Source organism: Pleionea sp. CnH1-48, assembly GCF_024124665.1.
Taxonomy (GTDB): domain Bacteria; phylum Pseudomonadota; class Gammaproteobacteria; order Enterobacterales; family Kangiellaceae; genus JAMXSB01.
In genome coordinates this window covers 61,865-88,722 of record NZ_JAMXSB010000010.1, presented here as the reverse complement: position 1 = coordinate 88,722, position 26,858 = coordinate 61,865, and the positions used below count along the sequence as shown (strand labels likewise).

Annotated in this window: 27 protein-coding genes; 3 read left to right on the top strand and 24 right to left on the bottom strand. The window is 44.6% G+C overall.

Going from position 1 to position 26,858, the window contains the following annotated elements; translation table 11 throughout:
- Nucleotides 1–2 precede the first annotated feature (2 nt).
- From tmk to NH399_RS16380, 11 genes are all read right to left on the bottom strand, one after another.
- Nucleotides 3–641, bottom strand: a complete 639-nt coding sequence (gene tmk / locus NH399_RS16430) for a dTMP kinase (RefSeq protein ID WP_253041984.1) — start codon at nucleotides 639–641, stop codon at nucleotides 3–5.
- Complete coding sequence (gene mltG, locus NH399_RS16425) at nucleotides 638–1,642, bottom strand: endolytic transglycosylase MltG (RefSeq protein ID WP_253041982.1); 1,005 nt, start codon at nucleotides 1,640–1,642, stop codon at nucleotides 638–640. The genes tmk and mltG overlap by 4 nt, the downstream gene beginning before the upstream one ends.
- The gene (gene pabC, locus NH399_RS16420) at nucleotides 1,639–2,463 is read right to left on the bottom strand and encodes an aminodeoxychorismate lyase (RefSeq protein ID WP_253041980.1); all 825 of its coding nucleotides are present in this window, start codon (nucleotides 2,461–2,463) and stop codon (nucleotides 1,639–1,641) included. The genes mltG and pabC overlap by 4 nt, the downstream gene beginning before the upstream one ends.
- A gap of 15 nt (nucleotides 2,464–2,478) precedes the next feature.
- A complete protein-coding gene (fabF, locus tag NH399_RS16415) occupies nucleotides 2,479–3,717 on the bottom strand; it encodes a beta-ketoacyl-ACP synthase II (RefSeq protein WP_253041978.1) in 1,239 nt (412 codons plus the stop codon).
- A gap of 107 nt (nucleotides 3,718–3,824) precedes the next feature.
- Nucleotides 3,825–4,067, bottom strand: coding sequence for an acyl carrier protein (acpP, locus tag NH399_RS16410; protein WP_253041976.1), 243 nt, complete (start codon nucleotides 4,065–4,067; stop codon nucleotides 3,825–3,827).
- Nucleotides 4,068–4,248: 181 nt separating this feature from the next.
- A complete protein-coding gene (gene fabG / locus NH399_RS16405; protein ID WP_253041974.1) occupies nucleotides 4,249–4,995 on the bottom strand; it encodes a 3-oxoacyl-ACP reductase FabG in 747 nt (248 codons plus the stop codon).
- A gap of 162 nt (nucleotides 4,996–5,157) precedes the next feature.
- Nucleotides 5,158–6,093: an ACP S-malonyltransferase gene (gene fabD, locus NH399_RS16400; protein WP_253041972.1), complete on the bottom strand. Its 936-nt coding sequence runs from the start codon at nucleotides 6,091–6,093 to the stop codon at nucleotides 5,158–5,160.
- A 78-nt stretch (nucleotides 6,094–6,171) separates the two neighbouring features.
- Nucleotides 6,172–7,131, bottom strand: coding sequence for a beta-ketoacyl-ACP synthase III (locus NH399_RS16395; RefSeq protein ID WP_253041970.1), 960 nt, complete (start codon nucleotides 7,129–7,131; stop codon nucleotides 6,172–6,174).
- 3 nt (nucleotides 7,132–7,134) lie between these two features.
- Complete coding sequence (gene plsX / locus NH399_RS16390) at nucleotides 7,135–8,157, bottom strand: phosphate acyltransferase PlsX (protein WP_253041968.1); 1,023 nt, start codon at nucleotides 8,155–8,157, stop codon at nucleotides 7,135–7,137.
- Nucleotides 8,158–8,265: 108 nt separating this feature from the next.
- Complete coding sequence (rpmF, locus tag NH399_RS16385; RefSeq protein ID WP_253041966.1) at nucleotides 8,266–8,430, bottom strand: 50S ribosomal protein L32; 165 nt, start codon at nucleotides 8,428–8,430, stop codon at nucleotides 8,266–8,268.
- A 17-nt stretch (nucleotides 8,431–8,447) separates the two neighbouring features.
- Complete coding sequence (locus NH399_RS16380) at nucleotides 8,448–8,978, bottom strand: YceD family protein (protein WP_253041964.1); 531 nt, start codon at nucleotides 8,976–8,978, stop codon at nucleotides 8,448–8,450.
- Between the two features lie 153 nt (nucleotides 8,979–9,131).
- Between NH399_RS16380 and NH399_RS16375 the strand changes: the two genes are divergently transcribed.
- Nucleotides 9,132–9,764: a Maf family nucleotide pyrophosphatase gene (locus NH399_RS16375; RefSeq protein WP_253041962.1), complete on the top strand. Its 633-nt coding sequence runs from the start codon at nucleotides 9,132–9,134 to the stop codon at nucleotides 9,762–9,764.
- Here the strand turns inward: NH399_RS16375 and NH399_RS16370 are convergent.
- The gene (locus NH399_RS16370; RefSeq protein WP_253041960.1) at nucleotides 9,712–10,374 is read right to left on the bottom strand and encodes an HAD family hydrolase; all 663 of its coding nucleotides are present in this window, start codon (nucleotides 10,372–10,374) and stop codon (nucleotides 9,712–9,714) included. The genes NH399_RS16375 and NH399_RS16370 overlap by 53 nt on opposite strands.
- Before the next feature lie 9 nt (nucleotides 10,375–10,383).
- Nucleotides 10,384–11,331 (bottom strand): 23S rRNA pseudouridine(955/2504/2580) synthase RluC, encoded by a 948-nt coding sequence (gene rluC, locus NH399_RS16365; RefSeq protein WP_253041958.1) that lies wholly within the window; start codon nucleotides 11,329–11,331, stop codon nucleotides 10,384–10,386.
- Between the two features lie 548 nt (nucleotides 11,332–11,879).
- Here rluC and rne point away from each other — a divergent pair.
- The gene (gene rne, locus NH399_RS16360; protein WP_253041956.1) at nucleotides 11,880–14,855 is read left to right on the top strand and encodes a ribonuclease E; all 2,976 of its coding nucleotides are present in this window, start codon (nucleotides 11,880–11,882) and stop codon (nucleotides 14,853–14,855) included.
- Between the two features lie 64 nt (nucleotides 14,856–14,919).
- Here the strand turns inward: rne and NH399_RS16355 are convergent, their stop codons facing one another.
- The 9 genes from NH399_RS16355 to NH399_RS16315 form a co-directional block, all read right to left on the bottom strand.
- Nucleotides 14,920–15,399 (bottom strand): low molecular weight protein-tyrosine-phosphatase, encoded by a 480-nt coding sequence (locus tag NH399_RS16355; protein ID WP_253041954.1) that lies wholly within the window; start codon nucleotides 15,397–15,399, stop codon nucleotides 14,920–14,922.
- 71 nt (nucleotides 15,400–15,470) lie between these two features.
- The gene (locus NH399_RS16350) at nucleotides 15,471–16,067 is read right to left on the bottom strand and encodes a TIGR02281 family clan AA aspartic protease (protein ID WP_253041952.1); all 597 of its coding nucleotides are present in this window, start codon (nucleotides 16,065–16,067) and stop codon (nucleotides 15,471–15,473) included.
- 681 nt (nucleotides 16,068–16,748) lie between these two features.
- Nucleotides 16,749–17,504, bottom strand: a complete 756-nt coding sequence (gene kdsB / locus NH399_RS16345) for a 3-deoxy-manno-octulosonate cytidylyltransferase (RefSeq protein ID WP_253041950.1) — start codon at nucleotides 17,502–17,504, stop codon at nucleotides 16,749–16,751.
- 21 nt (nucleotides 17,505–17,525) lie between these two features.
- Nucleotides 17,526–17,714 carry a Trm112 family protein gene (locus NH399_RS16340; protein WP_253041948.1) on the bottom strand — a complete coding sequence of 63 codons (189 nt, stop codon included), beginning with the start codon at nucleotides 17,712–17,714 and terminating at the stop codon, nucleotides 17,526–17,528.
- Nucleotides 17,711–18,706 (bottom strand): tetraacyldisaccharide 4'-kinase, encoded by a 996-nt coding sequence (gene lpxK / locus NH399_RS16335; RefSeq protein ID WP_253041946.1) that lies wholly within the window; start codon nucleotides 18,704–18,706, stop codon nucleotides 17,711–17,713. The genes NH399_RS16340 and lpxK overlap by 4 nt, the downstream gene beginning before the upstream one ends.
- 1 nt (nucleotide 18,707) lies before the next feature.
- Nucleotides 18,708–20,450: a lipid A export permease/ATP-binding protein MsbA gene (gene msbA / locus NH399_RS16330; protein ID WP_253041944.1), complete on the bottom strand. Its 1,743-nt coding sequence runs from the start codon at nucleotides 20,448–20,450 to the stop codon at nucleotides 18,708–18,710.
- 19 nt (nucleotides 20,451–20,469) lie between these two features.
- Nucleotides 20,470–20,889, bottom strand: a complete 420-nt coding sequence (locus tag NH399_RS16325; protein WP_253041942.1) for a biopolymer transporter ExbD — start codon at nucleotides 20,887–20,889, stop codon at nucleotides 20,470–20,472.
- 10 nt (nucleotides 20,890–20,899) lie between these two features.
- Complete coding sequence (locus NH399_RS16320; RefSeq protein WP_253042229.1) at nucleotides 20,900–21,487, bottom strand: MotA/TolQ/ExbB proton channel family protein; 588 nt, start codon at nucleotides 21,485–21,487, stop codon at nucleotides 20,900–20,902.
- 177 nt (nucleotides 21,488–21,664) lie between these two features.
- Nucleotides 21,665–23,941: a DNA internalization-related competence protein ComEC/Rec2 gene (locus NH399_RS16315; protein ID WP_253041940.1), complete on the bottom strand. Its 2,277-nt coding sequence runs from the start codon at nucleotides 23,939–23,941 to the stop codon at nucleotides 21,665–21,667.
- A 344-nt stretch (nucleotides 23,942–24,285) separates the two neighbouring features.
- Between NH399_RS16315 and NH399_RS16310 the strand changes: the two genes are divergently transcribed.
- On the top strand, nucleotides 24,286–24,825 hold the full coding sequence (locus NH399_RS16310; RefSeq protein WP_253041938.1) for a DUF2062 domain-containing protein: 540 nt from the start codon (nucleotides 24,286–24,288) through the stop codon (nucleotides 24,823–24,825).
- Between the two features lie 57 nt (nucleotides 24,826–24,882).
- Here NH399_RS16310 and lolD read toward each other — a convergent pair whose 3' ends face one another.
- Nucleotides 24,883–25,566 carry a lipoprotein-releasing ABC transporter ATP-binding protein LolD gene (lolD, locus tag NH399_RS16305; RefSeq protein WP_253041936.1) on the bottom strand — a complete coding sequence of 228 codons (684 nt, stop codon included), beginning with the start codon at nucleotides 25,564–25,566 and terminating at the stop codon, nucleotides 24,883–24,885.
- On the bottom strand, nucleotides 25,559–26,806 hold the full coding sequence (locus NH399_RS16300) for a lipoprotein-releasing ABC transporter permease subunit (protein WP_253041934.1): 1,248 nt from the start codon (nucleotides 26,804–26,806) through the stop codon (nucleotides 25,559–25,561). The genes lolD and NH399_RS16300 overlap by 8 nt, the downstream gene beginning before the upstream one ends.
- Between the last annotated feature and the right edge of the window lie 52 nt (nucleotides 26,807–26,858).

Sequence of the window (26,858 nt, the reverse complement as noted above, 5' to 3'; positions counted from 1 at the left end):
TGCTAATCCTGATTCGAACGCTTTATAAAAGCCAAGAGTTGCGTTTTTATTTGCTCTTGCACCTGTTCTAATGACACGCTGGCATCTATCAAAGCAAAACGCTCCGGATCTTCTGCAACTCGACGTTGATAACCCGCTCTGACTTGATTAAAAAATTCGAGATTTTCTATCTCAAACCGGTCAAGCTCACCACGGTTAGCCGCTCGCTGCATTCCAATTTGAGGATCGACATCGAGTAGTAAAGTAAAACAAGGTTTAAAAGATTGCAGAGTCCATTGTTCGAGCTGTTCAATACGCGCCCAATCAATCCCACGCCCGCCGCCCTGATAAGCAAAACTGGCATCAGTAAATCGGTCACCGATAACCCAGGAGCCTTTAGCTAACGCTGGTTTTATTTTTTCTGCTACGTGTTGAGCACGAGCAGCAAACATCAACAACAGCTCAGCGTCACTGCTGACATTTTCGTCTCGTTTAGCCAACAGCAATTCGCGAATTTCTTCGGCGAAGGGAGTTCCACCCGGCTCGCGGGTCAGGAGATATTCGATTCCTTCTTGTTGCAATAAGGATTCTACAAACTGAATATTGGTGGTTTTGCCAACGCCTTCACCACCTTCAATTGTTATAAATTGTCCAGGCTTCATTTTTGTTTTAATTGATACTTTCTGACGGCTGCATTGTGCTCTTGCAGAGTTTCACTAAAATGGTGACTACCATCCCCTCGAGACACAAAGTATAACACCTTTCCTGGCGCAGGATGTAATGCCGCATGAATGGACTCTCGACCAACTATCGCAATGGGCGTCGGCGGTAATCCATGTCGGGTATAAGTATTGTATGGCGTGTCGGTTCTTAGATGAACGCGCTTAATATCCCCATCAAAATCAGCACCAATACCATAAATAACCGTTGGGTCTGTTTGCAGTCGCATACGTTTCTGCATGCGTCGAACAAACACGCCTGCGATAGTAGCTCGCTCTTCGGCACGTCCGGTTTCTTTTTCAACAATGGATGCCATGATAAGGGCCTCATAAGCATTTTCATAGGGCAGCTCAGCTTCTCGCTGCTGCCATTCTTCGGCCAAGGTTTGTGTTAAACGTTGATAGGCTCGTTGATACAAATCGATATCTCGATAGCCTTCTGGAAAATGATAGGTATCAGGAAAAAACAAACCTTCCAAATGAGATTCTGTCGCGCCAATGGCTTCCAGTAATTGTTCGTCAGTCCAGTCAGTGGTCACTTTAGTTAGCGTCGGTTGTTGGCTAACAAATTGTCGCAATTGATGAATATTCCAGCCTTCAATAAATGTCAGTTGATGCTGAATTTCTTTGCCGTCAATAAACAGCTCAATTAATTGCGGAAACGTCATACCCGACTGAAGCTGATAGGTGCCCGCTTTTAGGCCATTCTTCTTACTGATCTGCAAATACAGCTTGGCCCAGCGCGGTTGAGAAATAATGTTTTGTTTCACCAAATTGTTGATTACTCGATAACCGCTATCGCCTTTGGCAAGCTTAAAGGTCATCGGATGTTGAATAGCAACAGGCTCAGCAATAAATTGCTGATAAGAAAAATAACTCCAGCTTCCTACCAACAGCAAGCCGAGTAAAATAATGCCAAGAGCATAACGAAGCATTAACTTCATAAATTTGATAACGCCTTTAAGAAATGGTGATGCAATTGAAGAGCAACCGATGACGCTTCGGCCACCCGCTGTTCAAAATCCAGTTGTTCTAATTGAGCAATCTTCATTATGCCAGAGACACAATTGGAAAGGAAAACTTCCTCGCTCTCTTCAAGAATTTGTCGTGTGATTTGAGTCTCAATTAAGGGGATTTGTAGTGATTGTAGCCAACGCGAAATGTTTTTTTTCATGATTCCGTCAACACCATACTGATGCAGCTTAGGTGTCAGTACCTCTTGACCTCGAACACAAAAAACATTGGCCTGAGTGGCACAAACCAGAGAATCACCAGCAAACATCAATCCTTCGTCGCAGAGAGCCTGCTCTACTTCGGTTCGAGCTAATACATTATCTAGCCGATTGATGTGTTTAATACCTGCCAAACTGGCATTAATACCTGCACTGGTTTGACAAATCATCGCCTTTAACTGGCGCATATCCTTTGAATGTAACTGTGTCGATAAGGGAGCTAACATCACGATGCAGTTAGGCTTAGGCTCTGCGGGAATGGCATAACCTCTGGGACCATCTCCTCGCGTGAATAATAATCGACAAATCCCTTCTTTGGGTAAATTGGGGAACAATTGCTGTTGCAGGAACTCAAGTTCTAGTTCAGGAAATAATAATCGGTGAGCAGATGTTTGAATGCGAAAGATATGATCGTCCCAAAATAATGGACGATGGTTTTGAATACGCATCGTAGTAAAAAAACCATCGCCATAAATAAGCCCACGATCCAGCGGGCTTATTCCCTCTTCTTGATCAGAAAAAATAATGTTCATTTAATAGAACTGATTTTAAACTTTACTGAACAACAATGAGCCATTTGTGCCGCCAAAACCAAAACTGTTACACAACACATGTTGCACAGCTTGCTGACGCGCTTCGTGAGGAACAAAGTCTAAATCGCAACCATCATCAGGGTTGTCTAAGTTGATCGTTGGCGGGATAGCACCGTCATGGATGGCCAAAATACTAAATAAAGATTCAACCGCTCCAGCTGCTCCCAGCAAATGCCCGATCATAGACTTGGTAGAACTCACCATCACGTTATTGGCATGTTCTCCCATCACCGATTTAATGGCAATGCATTCAGCAATATCGCCCGCTTTGGTCGAAGTTCCGTGCGCATTGATGTAGCCCACTTGATCGGCGTTTACGCCTGCATCATTTAATGCGTTGCGCATCGCTGCCGCTGCACCTTCACCATTTTCAGGAGGTGATGTCATGTGGTAAGCGTCGCCACTCATACCAAAACCTGTCACTTCGGCATAAATTTTTGCGCCACGTTTTACCGCCATGTCGTACTCTTCGAGTACTAAAACACCGGCACCATCACCCAACACAAAACCATCGCGATCTTTATCCCACGGACGGCTGGCTTTTTGCGGTTCGTCGTTACGAGTCGACAAAGCTTTTGCTGCCGAAAAACCAGCAATCCCGATTGGGCAAGTCGCCATCTCTGCGCCACCAGCCACCATCACATCCGCATCACCATAGGCAATCATTCGGGCCGCATGCCCAATAGAATGAACGCCAGTAGTACATGCCGTAACAATAGAGATGTTAGGTCCTTTTAACCCATACATGATGGATAACTGGCCAGAAATCATATTAATGATGGAGCCAGGTACGTAAAAAGGCGATACTTTTCGAGGCCCAGACTTATTCAGTGCAGCAATGTTTTTTTCTGTTGTCGACAAACCGCCAATCCCAGAGCCGACACAAGTACCAATACGATGGGCATTGCTCTCATCCACTTCGATACCGCTGTCTTTGATCGCCTGAATACTCGCAGCAAGACCGAGTTGAATAAATGGATCAAACTTTCGCGCTTCTTTGGGCGATAAATAATCAGTGGGATCAAATCCTTTGACAGACGCACTAAAACGAGTGTTAAAAGCCGATGCATCAAAAGACTCAATGGCCTCGACACCACTCTGACCCGCTAAAATATTTTTCCACGTATCTTCAACATTTAATCCAACCGGGCTTAGCATACCGAGCCCGGTAACCACTACTCTTTTACCGTTCACTTATTTAACTCCCAAATGCAAAAAAGACCGTTGCGAAAGCATTTTTGCTTCCATAACAGTCTTTTTTTTCTTATCAACTTACGGACAAAAGCCGTTACGAGGATAAATTAAGCGTTGTCTACATTCGCTTTGATGTAGTCAATTGCCGCTTGAACAGTGCTGATTTTCTCTGCTTCTTCATCAGGAATCTCAGTATCGAATTCCTCTTCTAAAGCCATAACCAATTCAACAGTGTCCAAAGAGTCTGCACCTAAATCGTCAACAAAAGACGACTCGCTAGATACTTCTTCTTCTTTAACACCTAGTTGTTCAACAACAATATTTTTTACACGCTCTTCAATAGTACTCATGACTGAATTATTCCTCCAAATTCACAGCCTTCGCTGCGCTGCTAGTTTATTGATTCATAAATAAGTTGCAAGCTACAACCTATAAAAAAACGTTGGTCAGACCAGATATGGCAGCCATTATCGGTCTGATAACACATAAAAATCAAGCACTTAATACGATAAATTCACAAAGAATATCGCACTAAGCCATATTCATTCCGCCGTTAACGTGAAGCGTTTCACCCGTGATATAGCCCGCCTTATCAGAGGCTAAAAAGCAAACGGCTTCAGCAATATCAGATGGGTCACCTAACCGACCTAGAGCAATCTGATTTTGTAGCACGCTACGCTGATCTTCTTCTAAAGCCTTGGTCATATCAGTATCGATAAAACCTGGAGCTACCACATTAACAGTGATGCCACGGGCACCGATCTCTTTCGCTAAAGACTTAGAAAAGCCAATCACTCCGGCTTTCGCTGCTGAGTAGTTAGTCTGCCCAGGATTACCTGTGGTACCCACTACAGAGCCTACATTCACAATGCGTCCCCAGCGCGCTTTCATCATGCCACGCATACAGGCTTTAGAAAGACGATAAATCGATGTAAGGTTGGTCTGCAAAATGCTTTCCCACTCATCGTCTTTCATACGCATTAATAAGTTGTCACGGGTAATGCCCGCGTTATTAACCAAAATCTCAGGGCTGCCACCAAATTCAGTTTTGATGTCAGCTAACAGTTGATCAATAGAATCGGCTTCGGCGACATTAACCACCATGCCTTTTCCTTTGACACCTGCCTCCTGTAAAGTTGCAGAAATTTTTTCAGCACCGGCTGCTGATGTCGCAGTTCCAATAACTGTATGGCCTTCTCGGCCTAAAGTAAGCGCAATGGCTTGGCCAATGCCACGACTGGCCCCAGTTACTAAAGCTAATTTTGCGTTTTCGGACATGTTGGTTCCCCAAAACTATTCTTTTTAACTATTCAGCTTTTCAGAAAAACTGAGATTATACGCCTTTCATCGAAGACAACGCAGCGTTAATTTAACGAACAATTGTTAAATTAATATGTGACAAAAACTCTTAATTTTGCGTCGAAATGATGCGAAATGACATTATTTTAGTTCTTCAATCACTTTTTCGAAAGCTTCTTTCTCACCGACGGAGTAACTGGTAAGCTCTCTTGAAATTCGCTTGTTTAATCCAGAAAGTACTTTGCCTGGTCCCATTTCAACCAAAGTGGTGATTCCCTGCTCTTTCATAACTTGCACGGTTTCTGTCCAGCGCACAGGATTAAACAACTGGCGGACCAAAGCGTCGCGAATATCGCTTTCGCTAGAAGCTTTGGCAACATCCACATTATTAATAACGGCAACATTTGGCGTGTTAAAAGCAATCGACGCCAGTTTTTCGGCCAGTTTTTCGGCGGCTGGAGACATTAAAGCGCAGTGTGATGGAACACTGACTTTTAGCGGCATCGCTTTTTTGGCACCTTTTTCTTTACAAAGCACCATAGCACGCTCAACAGCATCCGCATTACCAGCAATAACCACTTGTCCTGGGGAGTTGTAATTCACAGGAGAAACCACTTCTCCTTCAGCGGCCTCATTACAGGCTTCAACAATTAATGCGTCGTCCAGACCAATAATAGCGGCCATCTTGCCACTGCCTTCAGCAACCGCTTGTTGCATAAACTGCCCACGAGCTTCAACCAACTGAACCGCATCAGCTAATGAGAAAACACCCGCACACACAAGCGCGCTGTATTCACCCAAGCTATGACCCGCTAACACTGAAGGCTGAACACTCGTTTGCTCTTGCCATAAGCGCCACAAAGCAACACTGGCGGTCAACAAAGCAGGTTGAGTCTTATCCGTTTTATTAAGCTCAGTATCCGGTCCTTCCTGACACAATGCCCATAAGTCGTAACCCAACGCATCAGACGCTTCTTTAAAGGTCGCTGCGACAACGTCACTATCAGCAAAGCTGGATAACATGGCGACGGCTTGAGAACCCTGCCCAGGGAAGATAAACGCTAATTGATCATTCATTGTTATTATTAACTCGCTATATTTCGGCGATACGCGATGTGAGGCGTATCGCTATCAAACAGACACTAATGACTAAAATCAGAGCTTTAATAAGGCTGATGCCCAGGCAAAACCACCACCAAAGGTTTCCAATAACAAGGTTTCACCACGCTTAATGGTTCCTGCACGTACCGCTTTGTCTAATGCCAAAGGAATAGACGCGCTAGAGGTATTACCATGCTCGTTAACGGTGACCATTACTTGTTCCATCGGCATCTGTAATTTCTTAGCGGTTGCCTGGATAATACGAATATTGGCCTGGTGTGGAATCAGCCAGTCAATGTCTTCACGGGTCATATTGTTGGCAGTTAAGGTTTCATCTACGATACTGCTCAAAGTTCTTACTGCGACTTTAAAGACTTCGTTACCCTTCATAAATACTTTAGGGCGAACACAACCTTCTTCTTGACCGCGAATAATATTCGGTGAGTACAGTAAATCGACGTAGCTACCATCAGCATGAACATGTGTCGACATAATGCCTTGCTCTTCGGACGCGGACATTACCACAGCCCCAGCACCATCACCAAACAATACACAAGTGGTACGATCTTCCCAGTCGAGAATACGAGACAGGACTTCGGTGCCGATAACCAAAATATTTTTCTTGTTGCCTGTACGAATGTACTGATCAGCGATACTCATTCCATACACAAAACCAGCACAAGCGGCAGTCACGTCAAATGCAGCAACACCTTCCAGGCCTAATTTTTTACCAACAAAACAGGCTGTACTTGGGAACAAACGATCAGAAGTTGCTGTTGCAACAATGATCATATCGATTTCATTCTTATCGATACCCGCAGCTTCGATTGCTCGTTCTGCTGCCTTTGCACCTAACACAGAAGCACTTTCATCTTCGGCGGCAATGTGACGTTGGTGAATACCGGTTCGCTCAACAATCCATTCGTGACTGGTTTCCACCATGGATTCCAGTTCTTTATTCGTTAGAACTTTTTCTGGCAGGTAGCTACCTGTACCAACAATACGACTATACATAAATTAGCTCCTGTCGATTAATAGGTTTTCAACTTCTTGAGCAATTCTTTGAGGTACGTTTTTTTCAACTTCCGTAATCGCTTCATTAATAGCATTAACGGTGGCGGTAATAGATGCACCGCCATGACTCTTGATCACAATACCTTTTAAACCAATCAAGGTTGCCCCATTATATTTATCTGGATCGATCTCGTCTTTAAATGTTTTTAAAATGGGTTTGATCATAAGCCCGACCAGTTTATAAAAGCGATTACGCTCAAATACCGAACGCAACTGACTTGCTAACAGTCGGACAACCCCTTCACTGGCTTTCAATACATTATTGCCTGTAAATCCGTCGGTCACTACAACGTCGCATTTACCAGCAAAAATATCATTGCCTTCAATAAAGCCAATGTAATTGATATGTGAGGTGCTCTGCAATAGTACCGCAGCTTGTTTGACCTGATCATTACCTTTAATTTCTTCTTCACCAATATTCAACAATCCAACCGTAGGTCGTGGAATATTATGAATCGCAGACGCTAAAACCGAGCCCATAATGCCGAACTGAAATAAGGTTTCAGAATCACAGTCAATATTCGCACCTAAATCTAACATGTGCGTATGACCATTGGCGGTAGGAATGGCAGTAATAATTGCAGGACGATCAATACCAGGCAACATCTTAATAATAAACCGAGACAGCGCCATTAAGGCTCCGGTATTGCCTGCACTGACGCAAGCATCGGCTTCTCCATCTCGCACGGCTTCTATTGCCTTACGCATTGAAGAATCACGCTTACTGCGAAGGGCAACAGACGGTTTATCATCCATCAACACAACATCAGAGGTTGGGCAAATGGTGACTCGTTGAGAGAGATTAATAGAACTGCGAGAAAGCTCTTGCTTGATGCGATCTTGATCGCCAAAGAGTTTTAAATGAAGGTGGGGGTGTTGTTCTAGTGCTATAAGAGCAGCACCAACAGAGATAGGAGGGCCATAGTCGCCCCCCATACAATCGATCGCTAACGTGATTGTTTTCAAAGTTCTGCTTAATTCAGACAATAACAGAAGTTATCGAACTGGATTTTTAATGCATTCGCATTATAAAACAGCATGATAACGTCAAAATAGCCAAATTATTCAGACGAATTACAGAACTTTGCGACCACGATAGTAACCGTCTTCAGTAATATGATGACGGCGGTGAGTTTCACCAGTTGTATTGTCTTCTGACAATGTTGGACCAGTTAAAGCATCGTGTGAACGACGCATGTCACGCTTCGAACGAGTTTTACGATTCTGTTGTACAGCCATTACCGTATCTCCTAATTTCAGTCTTTAGAATCTGTTTTTGCCTTAAGCCCTTCCAACACAGTGAAAGGATTAGGCTTATCTGGTGTTTCCTCAATGATTTCCGGACCAAACCTCATCGAAGATGGGCTGTCTGGCGCATGAACTGCTATGGGCAAGGAAAGGATTAATTCATCCTCAACCAGCGTTAGCAAATCAAGCACTTCATCATCAATTAAAACCGCTTCGTATTCTTCCGGCACCGAGGCCATTGCCTCTTCATTATAAACCGGACAAAACACTATTTCTTTTTCCACTTCGAATGGCACAGCACGGAAACTGGTTTGACACTCCATCGCCAACTTGGCGTTTAAGTGACACTTTAATAACCGTCTGCCGGAACCACCATCACCACGCAATCCATCAAATCGGACAAAAATCTCTCCCGAATCATCGGCAAGATATTCGCCCAATCGTTTAAAATGGGCAACAGTGAGATGGCGTTCGGTATAAGCCGAACTGTCTGCCAACTTCGCTGGATTGATTGACCATGTGATATCTGTATTACGCATAAGCGCGCAATTCTATAGCTAAATGCCTGAAAGGTCAAAGAAATCCTGTTATTTTTAAGACTGAAAACACCGAGTTTGTCGACATGGCTTTTTTTATCGCTTAAGCTTTAAAAAGTTGCCAATAAAATCAGTTATATACATAGGATTCTTTAAGTGAATTATCGAATTGTGCTCGCCTCTTCATCTGTCTACCGTGCCAACCTGCTCAAACAGATCGGTATTTTTGCGACCTGCATTAGTCCCAACATCGATGAAACCCCGCTTATTTCGGAACAACCAGAGCCATTAAGTCTGCGTCTGGCCAAAGAAAAATGCATGGCAGTCTATGAACAACTGCGCTCAGCAGACAAACCTTCCATTATTATTGCCGCCGATCAGGTTGCCTGTTGTGGACCCAAAGTTCTCAGCAAACCTGGGACTGAACAAAAAGCACGTCAACAGCTCACGCTTTTATCGGGTAATCAAGCTCACTTCTTTACCGGCCTTTATATGTTGAACACTCAGACCGAGCAGAGCTATTTTCATCTGGACCCTGTGAGCGTCAAGTTTCGCTCACTGAGCGAACAAGAAATCAATCAGTATATTGCTATTGAACAACCACTCGATTGCGCCGGTAGCTTTAAATGCGAAGGACTAGGCATTTGCCTGTTTGAAGAAATCCAGAGCCAGGATCCTAGCTCATTGATTGGTCTTCCTTTAATAGCTGTCGCTAACGGGCTACGTCAATTAGGCGTCAATCCGATACTGGATGCAGCCAATCCAGCAACTGAGACAAATGGTCAATGATCAACTGCGGTTGGTGAGGTGTTAGCTTTTCAACACCATGAGCACCAAAAGACACACCGACCGCATCCACATTCGCCGCTGCGGCCATGGATAAATCATGGCTGGTATCACCCACCATTAAAGTAGCATCAGCATCAATTTGGTTACGGCTCAATAACTGCAGCAGCATATCTGGGTGAGGCTTAGACTCCGCCTCACCAGCACAGATAGAATCATCAAACCAGTGCCCTATTCCGGACTCTCTAAAAACACGTTCGAGTCCCTGGCGTCCTTTGCCAGTAGCCACCGCCAAGCGATAACCTCTTTCTTTAAGTGATTTCAGTATGTGCTCAGCATCTCTAAACAGTGGAGTGGGTGTTGGGTTACCCGTAACATACTCTTCACGGTAGGCTTCAAATAACTCAGTCCTTTGCTGTTCATTCGTTTCTGGAAACAGAGCATTAAAGGTTTCGTCCAGACTCAAACCGATAATGTGGCGAATATCATCATCAGAAGGAACCGGCAAACTCAGTTGACGAGCCGCCGCACTCATTGAAGAGACAATACGGGGAGCAGAATCCATTAATGTTCCGTCCCAATCAAATACCACAAACTGATAATCGGTTTTCATTAAGTAAGCCTAATCCAACGCAGATAAAAGATTCGCAAGAGCGTCGTCGTATTCTGCTTTTACAGTAATCTTTTTACCATCTGGAGCATCTTTAAAACTCAATTGACGTGCGTGCAAGAACAAACGCTTAAATCCATAGGTAGCTTTCAAAAATTGGTCAAACTCTTCGTTGCCATATTTAGGGTCACCCGCCAGCGGACAGCCAGCAAATTGAGCATGAACACGGATCTGATGTGTTCGGCCAGTAATAGGCATGGCTTTTACCAAAGTGGCTCGAGCGAAATTCTGTTCAATCGAAAACTCCGTCTGGCTCGGTTTACCCGCTTCAGACACTCTGACGATCCGCTCACCAGAACGCAGGTGATTTTTGTCTAATGGCGCATCAACAACCCGTGTACGTTTTGGCCAACGGCCATCGACCAGTGCCACATACTCTTTATATAGCTTTTTGTTACGCAGTTGCTCATGAAGAAAACGTAGTGCACTGCGCTTTTTGGCAATCAACAAACAGCCACTGGTGTCTTTGTCTAATCGATGCACCAGTTCCATAAACTTACTTTGTGGGCGCAATTGGCGCATGGCTTCTATCACACCAAAAGACAAACCGCTGCCACCATGAACCGCCATGCCTGATGGTTTGTTAATCACCATCACACGATCATTCTCAAAAATGATGTGCTTCTCCAGCTGCTGGATTTTGTTAAGACCCGCAGAAGAAATAGTTACCTCGTCTTTTTCGGGCACCTTAACAGGCGGAATTCTAACCGCATCCTGAGCCTGTAATTTGTATTCAGGCTTAATGCGTTTTTTATTAACTCTGACTTCACCCTTGCGGATAATTCGATACACCAGACTGCGTGGCACTCCCTTAAGGCGCGCCATTAAAAAGTTGTCAATTCGCTGGCCTGCCATGTCATCTTCGACAGTCACAAGCTGTACTTTATTAAAATTGTTCAAAATTCATTCAAATCAGAGACTTAACCAGTTGATAGTGTACCATTTTTTTACAAATAAATTGATGAGACTTTGCAAGCCTGCTATATTTTGTATTGTGGTGCGCCATTTAAGTCTATACGACTTATCTATCAATACAATCTAGCAATGACGCAGTCTGAAAGCCGTTTGCTTTCCCCCAATAATGAGACTGTAGGAGTAACATACCAAGGTATGTGAAAAGGCTGTCCGAAACGCACAGGAACCAGCCCCCCCCAAGCACCACAATTTGAACGTTAATTGGCACAACCGAAACGGTTAACCCTATTTTGCCAGGACGAATACGCAGGATCTATATCGTTATTGTTAAGCGAAGCAATAACGTTAATTAGGACTCTACTGAAGGGACTAATTAAATTGTTTGTTTACAACATGTTACCTAGCCTTTGATCGCCTTCAAATTTACTTGATGGCGTGCACTTTTGTATTGTAGGTATACCTGCCAGTCCTCCAAAGTTAACCTATCTCGGCCTGCTAAAACACATAAAATACAGGAAAAGAGATAAAATCTTATGAAAAGAATGCTCATCAATGCAACCCAACAAGAAGAGTTGCGAGTAGCTTTAGTTGATGGTCAAAAACTCTACGATCTGGACATAGAAACAACCGGTCGTGAACAAAAGAAAGCCAATATCTATAAAGGAAAAATCACCCGTATCGAACCCAGCCTAGAAGCGGCGTTTGTTGATTACGGTGCTGAGCGCCATGGTTTCCTTCCCCTTAAAGAAATTGCCCGCGAATACTTTAAAGATCCTTCTCAACGTGGTCGTTTAAACATTAAAGACGCCGTACAAGAAGGTCAGGAACTGATTGTTCAAATCGATAAAGAAGAGCGTGGCCAAAAAGGTGCAGCGTTAACCACCTTTATCAGCCTGGCTGGATGTTATGTTGTCTTAATGCCTAATAATCCACGTGCTGGTGGTATTTCTCGCCGAATCGAAGGTGAAGAGCGCGAAGAATTGCGTGATGCTTTACGTAGCATGACGGTTCCACAAGGTATGGGTTGTATTGTTCGTACTGCTGGCGTTGGCCGCAGTGCCGAAGAACTTCAATGGGACCTGGGCAATTTGCTCAGCCTGTGGAAAGACATTTGCGATAAAGCCGAAGACCCTGCGCCCTTCTTGATTCACCAAGAGAGCCATGTTCTAAACCGTGCTGTTCGTGACTACCTACGCCCAGATATTGGCGAGCTGATAGTTGATAAACAAGAAGCCTACGAGAAGCTCAAGTACACCATTGAACGTATTCGCCCAGACTTCGTCAACCGCATCAAGCTTTACACCGATCGCGAAATTCCGCTGTTCAACCGCTATCAGATTGAGTCTCAAATCGAATCGGCCTTCCAGCGCGAAGTCCAGTTACCTTCTGGTGGCTCGATTGTAATCGACCCAACCGAAGCCATGATTTCTATCGATATTAACTCAGCCCGCGCAACTAAAGGCTCAGATATCGAAGAGACAGCTCTGAATACGAACATCGAAGCCGCTCAAGAAATTGCCCGCCAACTGCGTTTACGTGATATCGGCGGCTTGATCGTTATTGACTTTATCGACATGACTCCAGTTAAGCACCAACGAGAAGTCGAAAGCGTATTAAAAGAAGCTTTAAAGCAAGACCGCGCACGTGTCCAAATTGGCCGCATCTCGCGCTTTGGTCTGCTCGAAATGTCGCGCCAGCGTCTACGTCCTTCATTGGGCGAGTCCAGTCAACATACCTGCCCTCGTTGTAACGGTGTAGGCCGTATCCGCGGTATCGAATCTTTATCTTTATCTATCTTCCGTCTGGTAGAAGAAGAAGCGATCAAAGAGTCCACCAGTCAGGTACAGGCTTTTGTTCCGGTAGAAGTCGCCACTTTCCTTCTCAACGAAAAGCGTAAGATCATCGCCGCAATTGAGAAACGTCGAAAAGTTAAAGTGGTTTTAATCCCTCATACAGACTTTGAAACGCCTCACTTTGAAATTCTACGTCTGAAAGAAGACGACGTTACTGAACATCGCAGTTTTGAGTTGAAGCTTGATAAAGAAGAAGGTGAAGGTGATAAACCTAAGCTTTACGTTGCACCAGCAGCGCGTCAGGCGTCGGAAGAGCCCGCAGTTCAGAACATGACAGTGCCGATTGCTCCTCCTCCAGCACCAGCACCACGGCAGAAGAAAAAGGAAAAAGAAACTAAAGAGCCCAGCAAACCAGGCTTGATTAAACGTATCCTTAACTTCTTCTTTGGCGAGAGTGAAGAAGAGAAAAAGAGCAAAAAACAGCAAGAACGCAAAGGCCAAAACCGCAAGCGTCAACGCAACCAAAACCAACGCAAGCGTCGTGGCCCGGGTTCACGTCCAAACAATAAAGGTCGTAACGAACGTTCTGGCGAGCAAAATGAACGTCATGATAAAGGCGGTGATCAGCAACGCGAAGAGCGTAAGGGCCGTAACCGGAATAATCGCAAACGCAATCAGTCACGTGATAACGCAGAGTCTGCGGGTGAAAACCGTCAGCAAGACAACCGTAATCGCCGTAACCAACAGCAGCCGAAAGAGCAAGCTCCAAGAGGCGAGCGACAGTCGCGTAAAGAGCGCTCCGAAGAGCAAAGCAAAGCGCGTTCTAAAAATCGCAAGCTGGCAGAACGAGAGCGTCAACAGGAGAAGAACCAAAAGGCACAGTCTCATGAAGCAGCGGTGTTTGAAGCCAAAGATGTGAAGCAAGAGTCACCTCAGGCAAATAAGGCACCTCAAGCAGAAAAGAAGCCTAAGCAACAAAAAGAATCGGTAGTGCCAACGCAAGAAACCGTTGTTACACCTCAGGAGTCAGTAGCCGTTATCCCTGAAGCCCAAAAGGCTCAAAAAGATAAACCAATGGCACCAGCCCCTGCTCCGGCCCAGCCAGAAGCTAAAGAACAGCCACAAGCTCAACCCGCAGAAGCCAGCGCTCCTGCTAGAGTCGAAGCTGAGCATAAGCCGAAAGCAGAAGTGGTAGAAAAAGTTGAAGCTAAGCCTCCGGTTGCTAAGGCTCCTGAAGCTGCTAAAGCAGAGAAGCCTCAGCCTCAAAGCAAACCAGAGCCAGCCGCTGCTCCATCAACTCAGCCAGAGCCAGCCAAAAATATTGTCGGCCATTCGACATCGCCTATGGCAAAGCCTGAAGCAGTTGGAGAGTTGGTTTCTAGCGATTTTTCTGCGTTTATTAAGTCAGACTTAGGTAACGGTCCTTTCACATCAGAAGCAGCTGATTCGGCAACGACATCGAGCTTTAGTCCGATGTCAAAACCAGCACCTGCTCCTGTGGCAACTACTCAGGCTCCCGAGCCCAAAGTCGCGGCTCAACCAACATCAGAGGTACCTCAGGCAGCCCCTGCTGAGCCAGTGAGCAATGAACCTGCAGCGTTAGCGACAGAAGCAGTTACTGCAAGTACTGCCGAAACCAGCGAAGCTGTTACAGCAGATAGAAGTGAAGAACCATCACTGACTACTGATGCCGTTAAAGAAGACGATAAATCTTAATCGCTTCTTTTCGATACAAAAAAGCCAGCTTAATCGCTGGCTTTTTTGATCCTGACGAATGCAGTTAAGCGTTCTGACGAATATGCAAAGCCAGCCCTTTCGCTGCCTCCTCAATTAAATCCAACACGCGATCAAATCCATTCAGCGAACCGTAGTAAGGATCGGGAACTTCGTCAGTTTCACAGCCAGGAGCAAAATCAAGAAATAACGAGACTTTATGAGAATGCTCAGCGGGACAGTGCTTTTTTAAATACCTTAAGTTGTCATGATCCATGGCAAGCACATAATCAAAAAGAGCATAGTCATTCTCTTTTACCTTGCGCGAGCGGATTTTACTCAAATCATAACCACGATTTTTAGCGGCCGACTGAGAGCGAGGATCGGGAGACTCTCCGATATGATGAGCAACCGTACCCGCAGAATCAACATGCACGGACACTCCGTAATCTTTAGCAATTTTTTCAAACACGCCTTCTGCTGAAGGTGAACGGCAAATATTGCCCATACATACAAATAATACGCTTACACGATTAGGATCGGTCAACGGTGCTCTCCCCTTTAGAATTGTTTGGAACCACTGGCTAATCTGCTTCAAAACTTACCTCAGCATAGCGTCTAATGTAATTTACGGGTGTGCTTAAGAACCAATCTACCTTCTTTTTGTTCTATATCCAGATGCTTAAGAAAGGAACTTCCCAACAAAATAATATCACCCTCTAATCCTGTCGATATAGACCCTTCTATCTGATTGAGTTCAATACCACCAACGGTTACAGAGTCTAACAAAGTTTGATAAGACAAGGCTTCACCATTTGCGGTCTGCGTATAATAAGAAGCTCCGCGTACCAAGCCCTTTATACGCTTGGCAACCGATTCAGGAATAGCAACAAACGATGCGCCAGTGTCGTACAAAAAATTAACCGGAAGCCCGTTTATACTTCCTCTAAAAATAAAATGCCCTTGTCGATCCGCTGCAATAGTCACAACGGTTTGTTCGCCTTCACTGGACGTTTTAGGCTCTTGCAACTCGCGCATGGGCGTAACCGCCGTTCCAGTATCATAAGAATAGAAAGCGTACCCCACGATTATCCCAACAATCACCAATAAAATACCATGTTTAATTTTATCGGAAATACCCGAAGATTTACCGCTTGGTGAAGTTTTCGATCGCGCGGAGCGAATATCAACAATTTTATCTTTGTCTTGTTTCATAATGATCACGATATTAAAAAATACTGAGCGCCATCAGCACAGGCCTCCACTATAGCATAGGCAATATCAAATACGACGAAAAACTATTCAGCCTATAGAAGTAAAAAGCCAACAGACTTTACTGGATAATCCCGCTTTTTACTCATAAATAACTTGTTGTCTCCCAAGAGAATAAGACTACTTTCAAAATATCAAACGTCAACTCAAACGAAAAATACGTATAGCAGGGAGTTTGTACCTGTCGCCTTTCAAAGTGCAGCGGTGTTGGCTACGCGCACTCCCCCAATCACTTAGTACATCTAAACTCAGGGGATTCGATTGCCGCCTACCTGCACTTCGAAATGCTTAGGGTATATACTAAGGATAGAGGATACAGTTGGTCGGAAGATATCAAAGAAAGTTTGGTGTTATATAAACTGAAATAACAAGACCGAATTTAAAAACGACAACCATAAAAAAAGCCCGTAAGAAAAAGTTTACGGGCTAAATAAAGTTGTTGATATACGAAGAACAAAAAAACCTCGCACTTGTGCGAGGTTTAAAAAAGAACGTTCTAAGTACGGGCGGCATTATATAGATGAGATAATTGATAAACAACTCATAAAGCCCACATTTTTTTAACTATTTTTGCATCTTTGTAGAAACATTCATCACTGCGGTTACAGAACGAGCTAAGCCTTATCAAGATGATAATTTTTTAGCATAAGCCCGTGCTGTTTCGAGATCATCAGCGGTATCAACTCCTGCCAATGGTGCTTCCGAAGCCACGCCAATTTCGATGCTAAAACCGTTTTCTAATACGCGTAGTTGCTCCAGCTTTTCAATCGACTCCAAACGCGAAGGTTTTAACTGCGCGAAAACTTGCAAGAAAGAACGACGATAAGCGTAAATCCCTAAATGACGAAAATAATGTTGGTTAAGCTTATCGGCATCAATACTTTGATCTCGATCATAAGGAATAGCATGACGAGAAAAATACAACGCCTTACCTCGTTCAGAAAACACGACTTTAACAGCGTTGGGGTTCGTACGTTCTTCTTCACTTTCAATCGGAGTACAAAGTGTCGCCATCACACTGTCTGGAGCAGACATAAGTTGAGCTACCTGACTAATCACTTCTGGTGGGATAAAAGGCTCATCACCTTGAACATTAACAACAATATCCGACTCTTCCAGCCCAAGTGACTGGCAAGCTTCATGAATTCTGTCAGTACCCGACTCATGATCATCACGAGTCATAACCGCCACACCGCCAAAATCGAGCACGGCGTCATACACCCTTTGATCATCCGTCGCCACAGCAACGGACTGTGCTCCCGATGCCTGTGCCTGCTCATACACCCATTGAATCATTGGTTTATCACCAATCATCGCTAATGGTTTGCCCGGCAAACGACTAGAAGCGTAACGAGCAGGAATGATTACATGAAAAGTCATTGTTCTAAACTCGCGTGTTAATTAAGTTAACTGTTCAACTTCTTCCAGCTCAAGTTTACGAGCATCTTCGATTAACATGTCTGGAAACTGTTCTTTCACAGCAAAAGCCAATTTATCAAATTTACAGATCAGCTCATTGGTTCCTTTGCTATACACCAGCTTGCCGTTGCATAAAGGACAAACCAGAATATCTATTAGTGCTCTTTTCATAGCCCTACTCGCTTCTTTATTTCTTGCAGCCAGTGCTCAATTACCACTCTGGCTTGTTCATTAGGTACTAAATCAATTTCAAGATACCACCAGTCATCTTGCGCATAGGCGCGACATTTTTCGGCATCTTTTTCTGTCATTATAATCGGTTGGTCAGTTAAGTCAGCAAAATCTTGCGCTTCAAAGTGATGATGGTCGGCAAAAGTCTTCATCGAAAAAGTAATGGGCAATTGATTAAGCGTATGCTCAAACTTCTTTGGATTACCAATCCCACAAACCCCATAGCATTCTTGAAAAGGTAACTGTTCGATGGTGCAACGCTCGCCCGATACCATATTAACCAAAGCAACCGGTGCAATGGACAGCTGATTAACATCCGCTCGTGGCTCACCACTGTTCATTAAAACCAGAGAAGCAGACTTCAAGCGCGCGGCAGGTTCTCGTAAAGGCCCAAAGGGTAACAGCAATCGATTACCCAAATGACGAAAACCATCAATCATCACGATCTCGACTTGTCGAGCCAAGGCGTAATGTTGTAAACCGTCATCGCTAATAATCACATCTACATCAAAATGCTGCTCAACATATTGGCAAGCACGGCTTCTTACAGGATCAACCACAATAGGAATGTGTAAACGCTGATACATCATAAAAGGCTCATCGCCGCATTCTTCAACGCGTGTATCGGATGAAAGTGTTAATGGGTAGCTTTCAGCTTTTCCACCATAACCGCGACTAATAATCGCAGCAGAAATGCCTTGCTCTTGAAGTTGCTTCACTAACCAGATAATGAATGGTGTTTTGCCTGTGCCGCCAATAGAAATATTACCCACTACCACCACTGGTTTAGCGCTTTGATATTGCTTAAACCAGCCTTGGCGATAGGCATAAAAACGTCCCATGGTAAGCAGCCAGAGTAGCCCATGTAATGGCCACAACAACCACTTCCAGAGTGAGTTTGAATACCAGAAGTTTTCGATTTTTTGACTCATATCAGACTTCTGAAAACTGCAACTGATAAAGCTTTTTATACTCGCCATCCATTGCCATCAGCTCTTGGTGAGTTCCCTGCTCTACCAATTGTCCTTCTTTTAGAACGACGATTTTATCAGCGCTCTCAATGGTTGAGAGACGATGTGCAATAACCAAAGTGGTTCGATCCTGCATCAGATGATCGAGTGCCTGCTGAATTTTCTTTTCTGACTCGTTATCCAGCGCCGACGTCGCTTCGTCCAAAATTAAAATCGGTGCATCTTTTAATAACGCGCGAGCGATAACAATACGTTGCTGCTGGCCACCACTTAAACGAGCGCCTGCGTTACCAACGTTTGTTTCTACTCCTTCTTCAAGACTGTCAATCACATCACTTAAATAAGCGCTCTCGATCGCATCATTAAGTGCCGCTTCGGGTTTATCGCCTAGTTCGCCATAAGCAATATTGGCTTTCACCGAATCATTAAACAACACCAGGTTTTGTGATACTAATGCGAACTGTTTGCGCAGTGATTGCAGCTCAAGGGTTTCTAAATCATGGCCATCAAGACGAATGCAACCTTTCGTTGGATGATAAAACTTCAATAACAATTGAGCCAGAGTGGATTTACCACTGCCTGAAGGCCCAACTAACGCAACGGTTTCGCCCGCTTTAATGTCTAGCGAAAAGTCTTTGATAACCGTTTCGCCATCCTTTGCATAAGCAAAGTTGACTTGCTCAAAACTTAACTCACCCTGTGCGGACTCAATAACCTCTGTGCCAGAGTCTTTTTCATCTTCGTGATCAATGATTTCAAAAATGCTTTCTGCACCTGCGATACCACGCTGCAAAATGCTATTAACACTCGACAAATCTTTTAAAGGTTTCATCAAGTACATAATCAATAAGAAGAAACTAACAAACTGCCCTTCCGAAAATTTACCATCAACAAACTGAAAACCTGCGATGGCAAAAACAATCGAAAATCCAAAGGCTGCAATCAGTTGGATAAAAGGAGAACTGACGGCTTTGGTCGTCGTCATTTTCATATATTGCTGACGATTGATATTGGCAGAATGATCAAACTGCTGCTGCTCGTAACTTTGGGCACCATAAGTTTTAATGACACGAATACCTTCTACCGCTTCGGTAGCAATTTGAGTCACATCGCCCATGCTGTCTTGAATGCCACGACTCACTTTACGAAAGCGCTTTGCTGTCACGTTAACCACAAATGCAATGATAGGAGCAGCAAGTAAGAAGATAAGCGTCAGTGACCAACTGATCAGCATCATACTGCCGATGGCAAATACAATCGAGGCAACGCTTTTAACAGAAATAGAAATAGCTTGGGTGGTCGCTTGAGAAACCGTCTCAGCATTAAACGTAATTTTAGAGACCAACTCACCGGACGGTTGTTGGTCAAAAAAACGAACGGGAGAGCGTAGATATTTAGCGAACAGTTCAAGCCGCAAAGCATAGACGATTTGTCGTCCAATCCACTCCATACAATAAACAGAGAAGAAAGACGCAATGCCTCGCAACAAGATCACAATCACAAAGACAATCGCAGAAAAGACAAACAACTCAGAGCTATTTTGTTTCAGTACGCTATCAATCAATTTTTCGAACTGACTGATAATACCGACCTCAATCAGTGCGTAAAATATGGTGGCGATAATGGCTGCCACAGCCACCCATAAGTGCTTTCGGGTATACCCTAACAGCCGTTTATAAATATCCCAGCCAGATTGTTTTTTCATTGTTGCGGCAAGCCTGTTGTTACTGCTTTGATTGCGGATGTTTTGTTGCCATAGAGAAATTAAAATAGCCTGCTTTTCGCGATGCGTCCATTGCTGTCATCACTGACTGGAACGGCGCACCGGCATCAGCACTGATCATCACAGGAATTTTATCATTACCTTTACCCACCAGCTGAATGGCTTTTACCAAGGTCTCCACCTGAGTGTTAACAACCGGTTTGGCATTCACAAAATAGCGGCCTTCACTGTCTACACTGATTTCGATGAGTTCTGGCAAGGCTTCCATAGGATCACCTGACGCTTCAGGTAATTCTAGTTTAATTTGAGTATCGCGATTAAAGCTGGCAGATACCATAAAAAAGATCAGCAGCAAAAACACCACATCAATCAAAGGTGTCAGGTTGACAGATACTTCATTTTTTCTTCGTTGATGAAACACAATGACAACCTTACTTATCTACCGCTTCACGCTCACCATGAAGCACTTCAACCATCTTCAATGCTTCTTCTTCCATCACAACAACCAGCTCATCGACTTTGCGCTCAAAGTAACGATGAAAAATCAGTGCAGGGATAGCAACACATAAGCCAGCAGCAGTGGTTAACAATGCTTCAGAAATCCCGCCAGCTAACGCATTAGCATCACCAATACCTTGCGAAGTAATGACGGTAAATACTTTAATCATACCGATAACCGTACCTAACAATCCCATCAGCGGAGTAATCACGGCAATCGTACCCAGAGTGTTTAAAAAGCGTTCTAGCTGTACCACTACCTGGCGGCCAGAATCTCGGATAGCTTCTTTCATCACTTCACGACCATGAGCATGATTTACAATGCCAGCAGCCAAAATTTCACCCAGAGGAGACGAGTCTTTTAAGCTTTTAAGCTTCTTTTTATCCAGTTGGTTATTTTTAATCCAACCCCAAACTTGAGCTACCAAATGCTTGGGTGTAATACGAGACTTTCTTAGTGTCCAAAAACGCTCAACACAAATCGCTAATGCAACAATAGAACATAAAACCAGCGGCCACATGATCCAGCCACCATTAACAATAATATCGAATAACACTCAAAAAACTCCTAGCTTAGCTATTAGACGCATCTATAGCCTAGACAATCAACAATCCCCTTATAACCTTGGTGCTTAAATAAGCCTTTTGCGATAAGGGATAAACTACGAATGATGGCCGTAATGTATCACAGTCATTGGTTAATTGCTGCTAACCATTGAATGGTTCCAAAAATTTTGTGATTCGGTTCTATGAGTTCCTATCAGAATGCTGCCTTTTTCATCAATCTTTATAGAAATCATACCGTTACGCCACGTATTCAGGGTTTTGACCCCATTCTGGCGATAGCGTTCCATGACTTTTTTATTGGGGAGCTTAAATCGATTCGCATAACCGCTAGAAACAATCGCCCACTCGGGCGCCACCGCCTCAATAAATGCCGACATTGATGAAGTCGCACTGCCATGATGAGGCACCAACAAAACATCAGCCCGTATCCAGTCAGCAAAATGGTGCAAAAAATACTTTTCGGCTGGCCGTTCAATATCACCCGTCAACAACCACTGCCTCTCAGCCACACTGACTTTTAATAGACAGGAAGCATTATTGCGACTTTGGGCAGGCATCTGCCGCCAGCTTAGTTGAATGTTGTCACCATTGAGCTCCCCTTCACAGGGTTCTGCATTAAGCAATTCACTTTGTTCGCCCTCAATAATGCGTCCTACCGAAAATGAATCCAGAAGTACTTGTAGACCTCCACGATGATCACGATCTCGATGGCTAATAAACAAGAAATCAATATGGCTAACACCTCGACTGCGCAAAAACGGCAACAGATATTTTTGTGCTGCACTCCAGTGAGCACTGGCATCTCCCGTATCATAAACAAACACCAACTCAGAACTGATCCCAACAACCGCCAGCCCCTGGCCTACATCCAGAACGTGCAAAGAAAATCCCTTATCTTGCGACTGCTGCCAACTCCATCCACCTAACCCGATGACTAAAGATGTTATCAACGCAAAAGCTACCGGAATCTTTCGCGTCCACCAACCAAGTAACAAGAGTGCAACCACACCAATACCAATCGATTGAGCAACCGAGAGAGAATAGGCAGGTATCCATTGATTCATCTGTCGTAAATAGCCATTCAGTCCTTCGATGATGACGTCGTTCACCACTAACAACGACATTCCCCAAGACTCCTGTAAGCAAGCCACTAACACTGTAATCATCTCTGATGGCAACAACACCATCGACACCAGAGGAATAGCAATAATATTCGACAAAAATGCGTTAATAGACAGCTCTCCAAACAAGAGAGCAGCAAATAATGACATTACTAACGACATCACTGCCTGTAACAGGAGCCAAAAGCGCCAACCTCTCAGCTTAAACAAAGCAAGGCACAAAAAAATTAACGAAACCGCCACTAAAGAAAGCCAGAAGCTCTCGCTCATCACACTCATTGGCTCCCACAACAGCAGCAAACTCACTGTAACCGCTAATAAACGAGAGAGCGACCATTGCAATCCCAACATCTGAACGATGACCCAAAGACTCAATGCAATCATTGCCCGTTGAGTGGGTAATGATAAACCCGCCGACCAGGCATAAAGACCAGCCAGCAATAAACTGATGCACATTGCCACCGAATGAGCAGGCCATATTAACCAGCGACCAGGAAGTAAACGCCACAAAGTACTAAAAACTAAAAAGCTCCAACCGTAAATCAGTCCTACGTGTAAACCCGAAATAGCAATAAGATGCGCAGTACCCGAATGTTTTAGCCGCTCTTTTTCTGCGCTTTTTAAACCATGACGTTCACCCACTACTAACGCCAGATGCCATCCTTGAAATTCACTGTGGATAGTCAGCCGTTCAATAAAGCTCACCCACTCTGCTCGCACTGACAACAAAGACAAAACAGGTGGACGCCTTAACTTAATGTCTCTGACATAACCTTCAGCATCCAAGCCTGCCAATAAGCGCCAACGTTCTTCGTCAGTTGCACCAGGATTCATTCGCCCTAAGGGTGTTTTTATTTTTAATAGAAATTCGGCCGTCTCTCCCACTTCAAGCTCATCATCTGGGTGGTACCATCGCACTCGCAACTTTTTTATAGGCAAAGGCTCACTTAACCAGTCGATCACACAAAGTTCAAAGCTGGAAAGTTTTGGATAGTGTTTAACCAAAGAGCATACTTTTGCTTCAACTCGAATCAGCAGTGCTTCTTCTACCACTGGCAAACGACTTGATAAGGCCACATCAGCACGATATTGACTCCAGCAAATTCCGATACAGATACCAAGCCACAAAGTTGCCAGGACTCTGTAATGTTTGGAAAGAAAACAACCGAAGAGAAAAAACAGGAAAGTCGCGGCAATCACCCAGAGGCTTAACACAGACCACAACGAATGAACAAACAATAACCCGCAGCAACCCACGAGCAGACCAACGCCAAACAAGCGCATCATCGATTCCTTGATAACAACGACCCGACATCCTCGTCGAGCTTCTATACTTATACCCGTCGCCTTTCAAGTTGCAGCGCTGCGCGCACTCACCCCAATCACTTAGTGTGCCTAAGCTCAGGGGATTCGCTTGCTGGCCGCCTACCTGCACCTTGAAATACTTGGGATATATAACAACAGGCCTTAGCAGTCCCAAACCCAACTCACTTACAATGGTTGCTTGACAGCCTACCACTATAGAGCGAGTGAAACCCGGGTTAAAAACCTCACAATAGACTTTTATAGCCCGACCATCACGGCTACAATAGCAAAGTTTTCAGTCGTAGCACTAGTAGAAACGGAGCCTTATGCCAAAGAAAATCATTAAACGCGTCATGCCCGCCCCAGAAACCATAAAAAGCCATCGCTTTTTAAAAATTTTTGGGAAGCTACTTCATGATCCACAACTCTGGCATCTGACTCGCTACTCCGTCGCCAACGCTTTTGCTATTGGTTTATTCTGCGCCTTCATTCCAGTTCCTTTTCAAATGCCACTGGCAGCAGGTATCGCCATTCTGTTCCGCGCGAACTTACCCCTGTCGGTCGCTCTGGTGTGGATCACCAACCCTATCACGATGCCCGTCATTTTTGGTTTTGCCTATTTGGTTGGCACCTGGATTCTAGGCGATACTGGTGGTGAATTCCCTGATGAATTTACCTGGGAATGGCTCAGCGATGGTTTGCTTTCTATTTGGGAGCCCTTTTTGCTGGGTTGTTTGATTTGCGGCATCGTTGCCGCAGCCCTGGCTTATGTAGGCATGCGCGTATTTTGGCGTATCCATGTTGCCAGCCAGTGGAAAACCCGTATCAAGAATCGCTTAAAACGTAACAAACAAACTTCTCATTAAGCACAAAAAAAGCCCTTAAAACATCAAGCTTTAAGGGCTTATCAAGCATCCCGCTTTTTAGTGTTTGTTCAAGACACCATCGACCAACTCAAGTTGACGATTCGCCTTAGCGGCTAAATCCCTGTCATGAGTCACCACGATTAACGCGGTTCCCAGTTTTTGATTGAGATCCAGCATCAACTCATAAACCATTTGCGCATTATCTGAATCAAGATTACCAGTTGGTTCATCCGCCAAAATGCAATCAGGTCGAGTCACCAGAGCGCGAGCAATCGCAATACGCTGACGCTCACCACCGGACAATTGCGAGGGTTTATGTTCAAGACGTTCACGCAATCCGACCTGTTCAATCATATTGGCCGCCTGTTCATTCGCTTTTTTAGCATCCATACCTCGAATTAATAACGGCATGGCGACATTTTCTAGCGCGGTGAATTCAGCCAACAGGTGATGAAACTGATAAACAAATCCTAAATGCTTATTGCGCCAGTCACCCTGACGTTTAGCACTCATTTCGTGGATGTTTTTGCCATGGATCAGCACCTCGCCGTCTGTTGGAACATCAAGCCCTCCCAACACATGGAGCAACGAGCTTTTTCCAGAACCAGAGCTTCCCACAATAGAAATGCTGTCACCCTGATTAACATCCAAATCAACGCCCTGTAGCACCACCACTTCTTTGCCTGCGTCGGTATAGGTTTTGGTCACATTGCGGCTTTCTAAAATGACAGTATTACTCATAACGCAAGGCCTCCGCGGGCTTAGTCTTAGCCGCACGCCATGCTGGGTACAAGGTGGCTACTACACTCATTAACAAAGCTGATACCGTAATTTTAACGACATCAGATACTTCTAACTGGGTTGGCAAAAAGCCAATAAAATACACATCGGCAGGTACCACAGACACACTCAAAGTACTTTCTAAAAATTGCACTATATCTGGTAAATTGAGGGTCAGTAACACACCAAACAAGACGCCAAATAGTGTCCCAACCACGCCGTTGATACTGCCCTGTACAATAAATACTCTCATCACAGTACCCGGAGAAGCCCCCAAGGTACGTAAGATCGCAATATCCGACTGTTTATCGGTCACCACCATCACCATGGTCGATACGATGTTAAAAGCGGCCACTGCAACAATCAGAGTCAGCAGCACAAACATCATGGTTTTTTCCATTTTTATGGCTCGGAATAAAGAGCCATACACTCGATTCCAGTCACTTACCCAGTAGTTAAAGCCCAATGCGGCACGTACCTGCGACGCCACCACATGAGCATCCAGAACGTTTTGAACTTTGACCTGTACCGCCTCAACTTTGTCGCCTTTGCGCATAAGCTTGGCAGCATCATTAATATGGACCATGGCGACCCGACCATCGGCTTCTGAGCGCACCTCAAAAATGCCCACCACCGTAAATCGTTTATAGCGAGGTGCAATACCCGCCGGTGATACCGTCGCCCCATCGGCTACTAAAACGGTCACTTTATCGCCCATAGAAACACCTAGAGAAGCCGCCAGACCGCTCCCCAGGATAATGCCAAACTTACCAGGCTCAAGCTTCTCGAACCCGCCGAGCACCATAAAGTCATTGAGGATCGACACTTTGGTTTCTTCGTCAGGGTTGATGCCTCGCATTTGGCCATAGCTTGTGGTGGACATATTACGGAACATGGCATTGGCATCAATATAGGGAGCCACCGCCACCACATCGGGGATCTGCTTAATTTGCTCGCCCAACTCTTGCCAATTGGCAAAATCTTCGCCCCTGACGCCCACAGTGACATGAGGTACAGTGCCTAAAATACGTTCTCTAAGCTCACGCTCAAAGCCATTCATTACCGACAATACGGTGATCAGCACCATAACACCCAGTGCAATCCCTATAATCGACGCTAATGCGATAAAAGAAATAAAATGATTGGTTCGTTTGGCCCGCGTATAGCGAAAACCCACAAACCAGGAAAATGGAAACTTCATAATATATTTACAAAACTCTCTAATTTTGAGTAAGTTATCACAGATTTTTAAG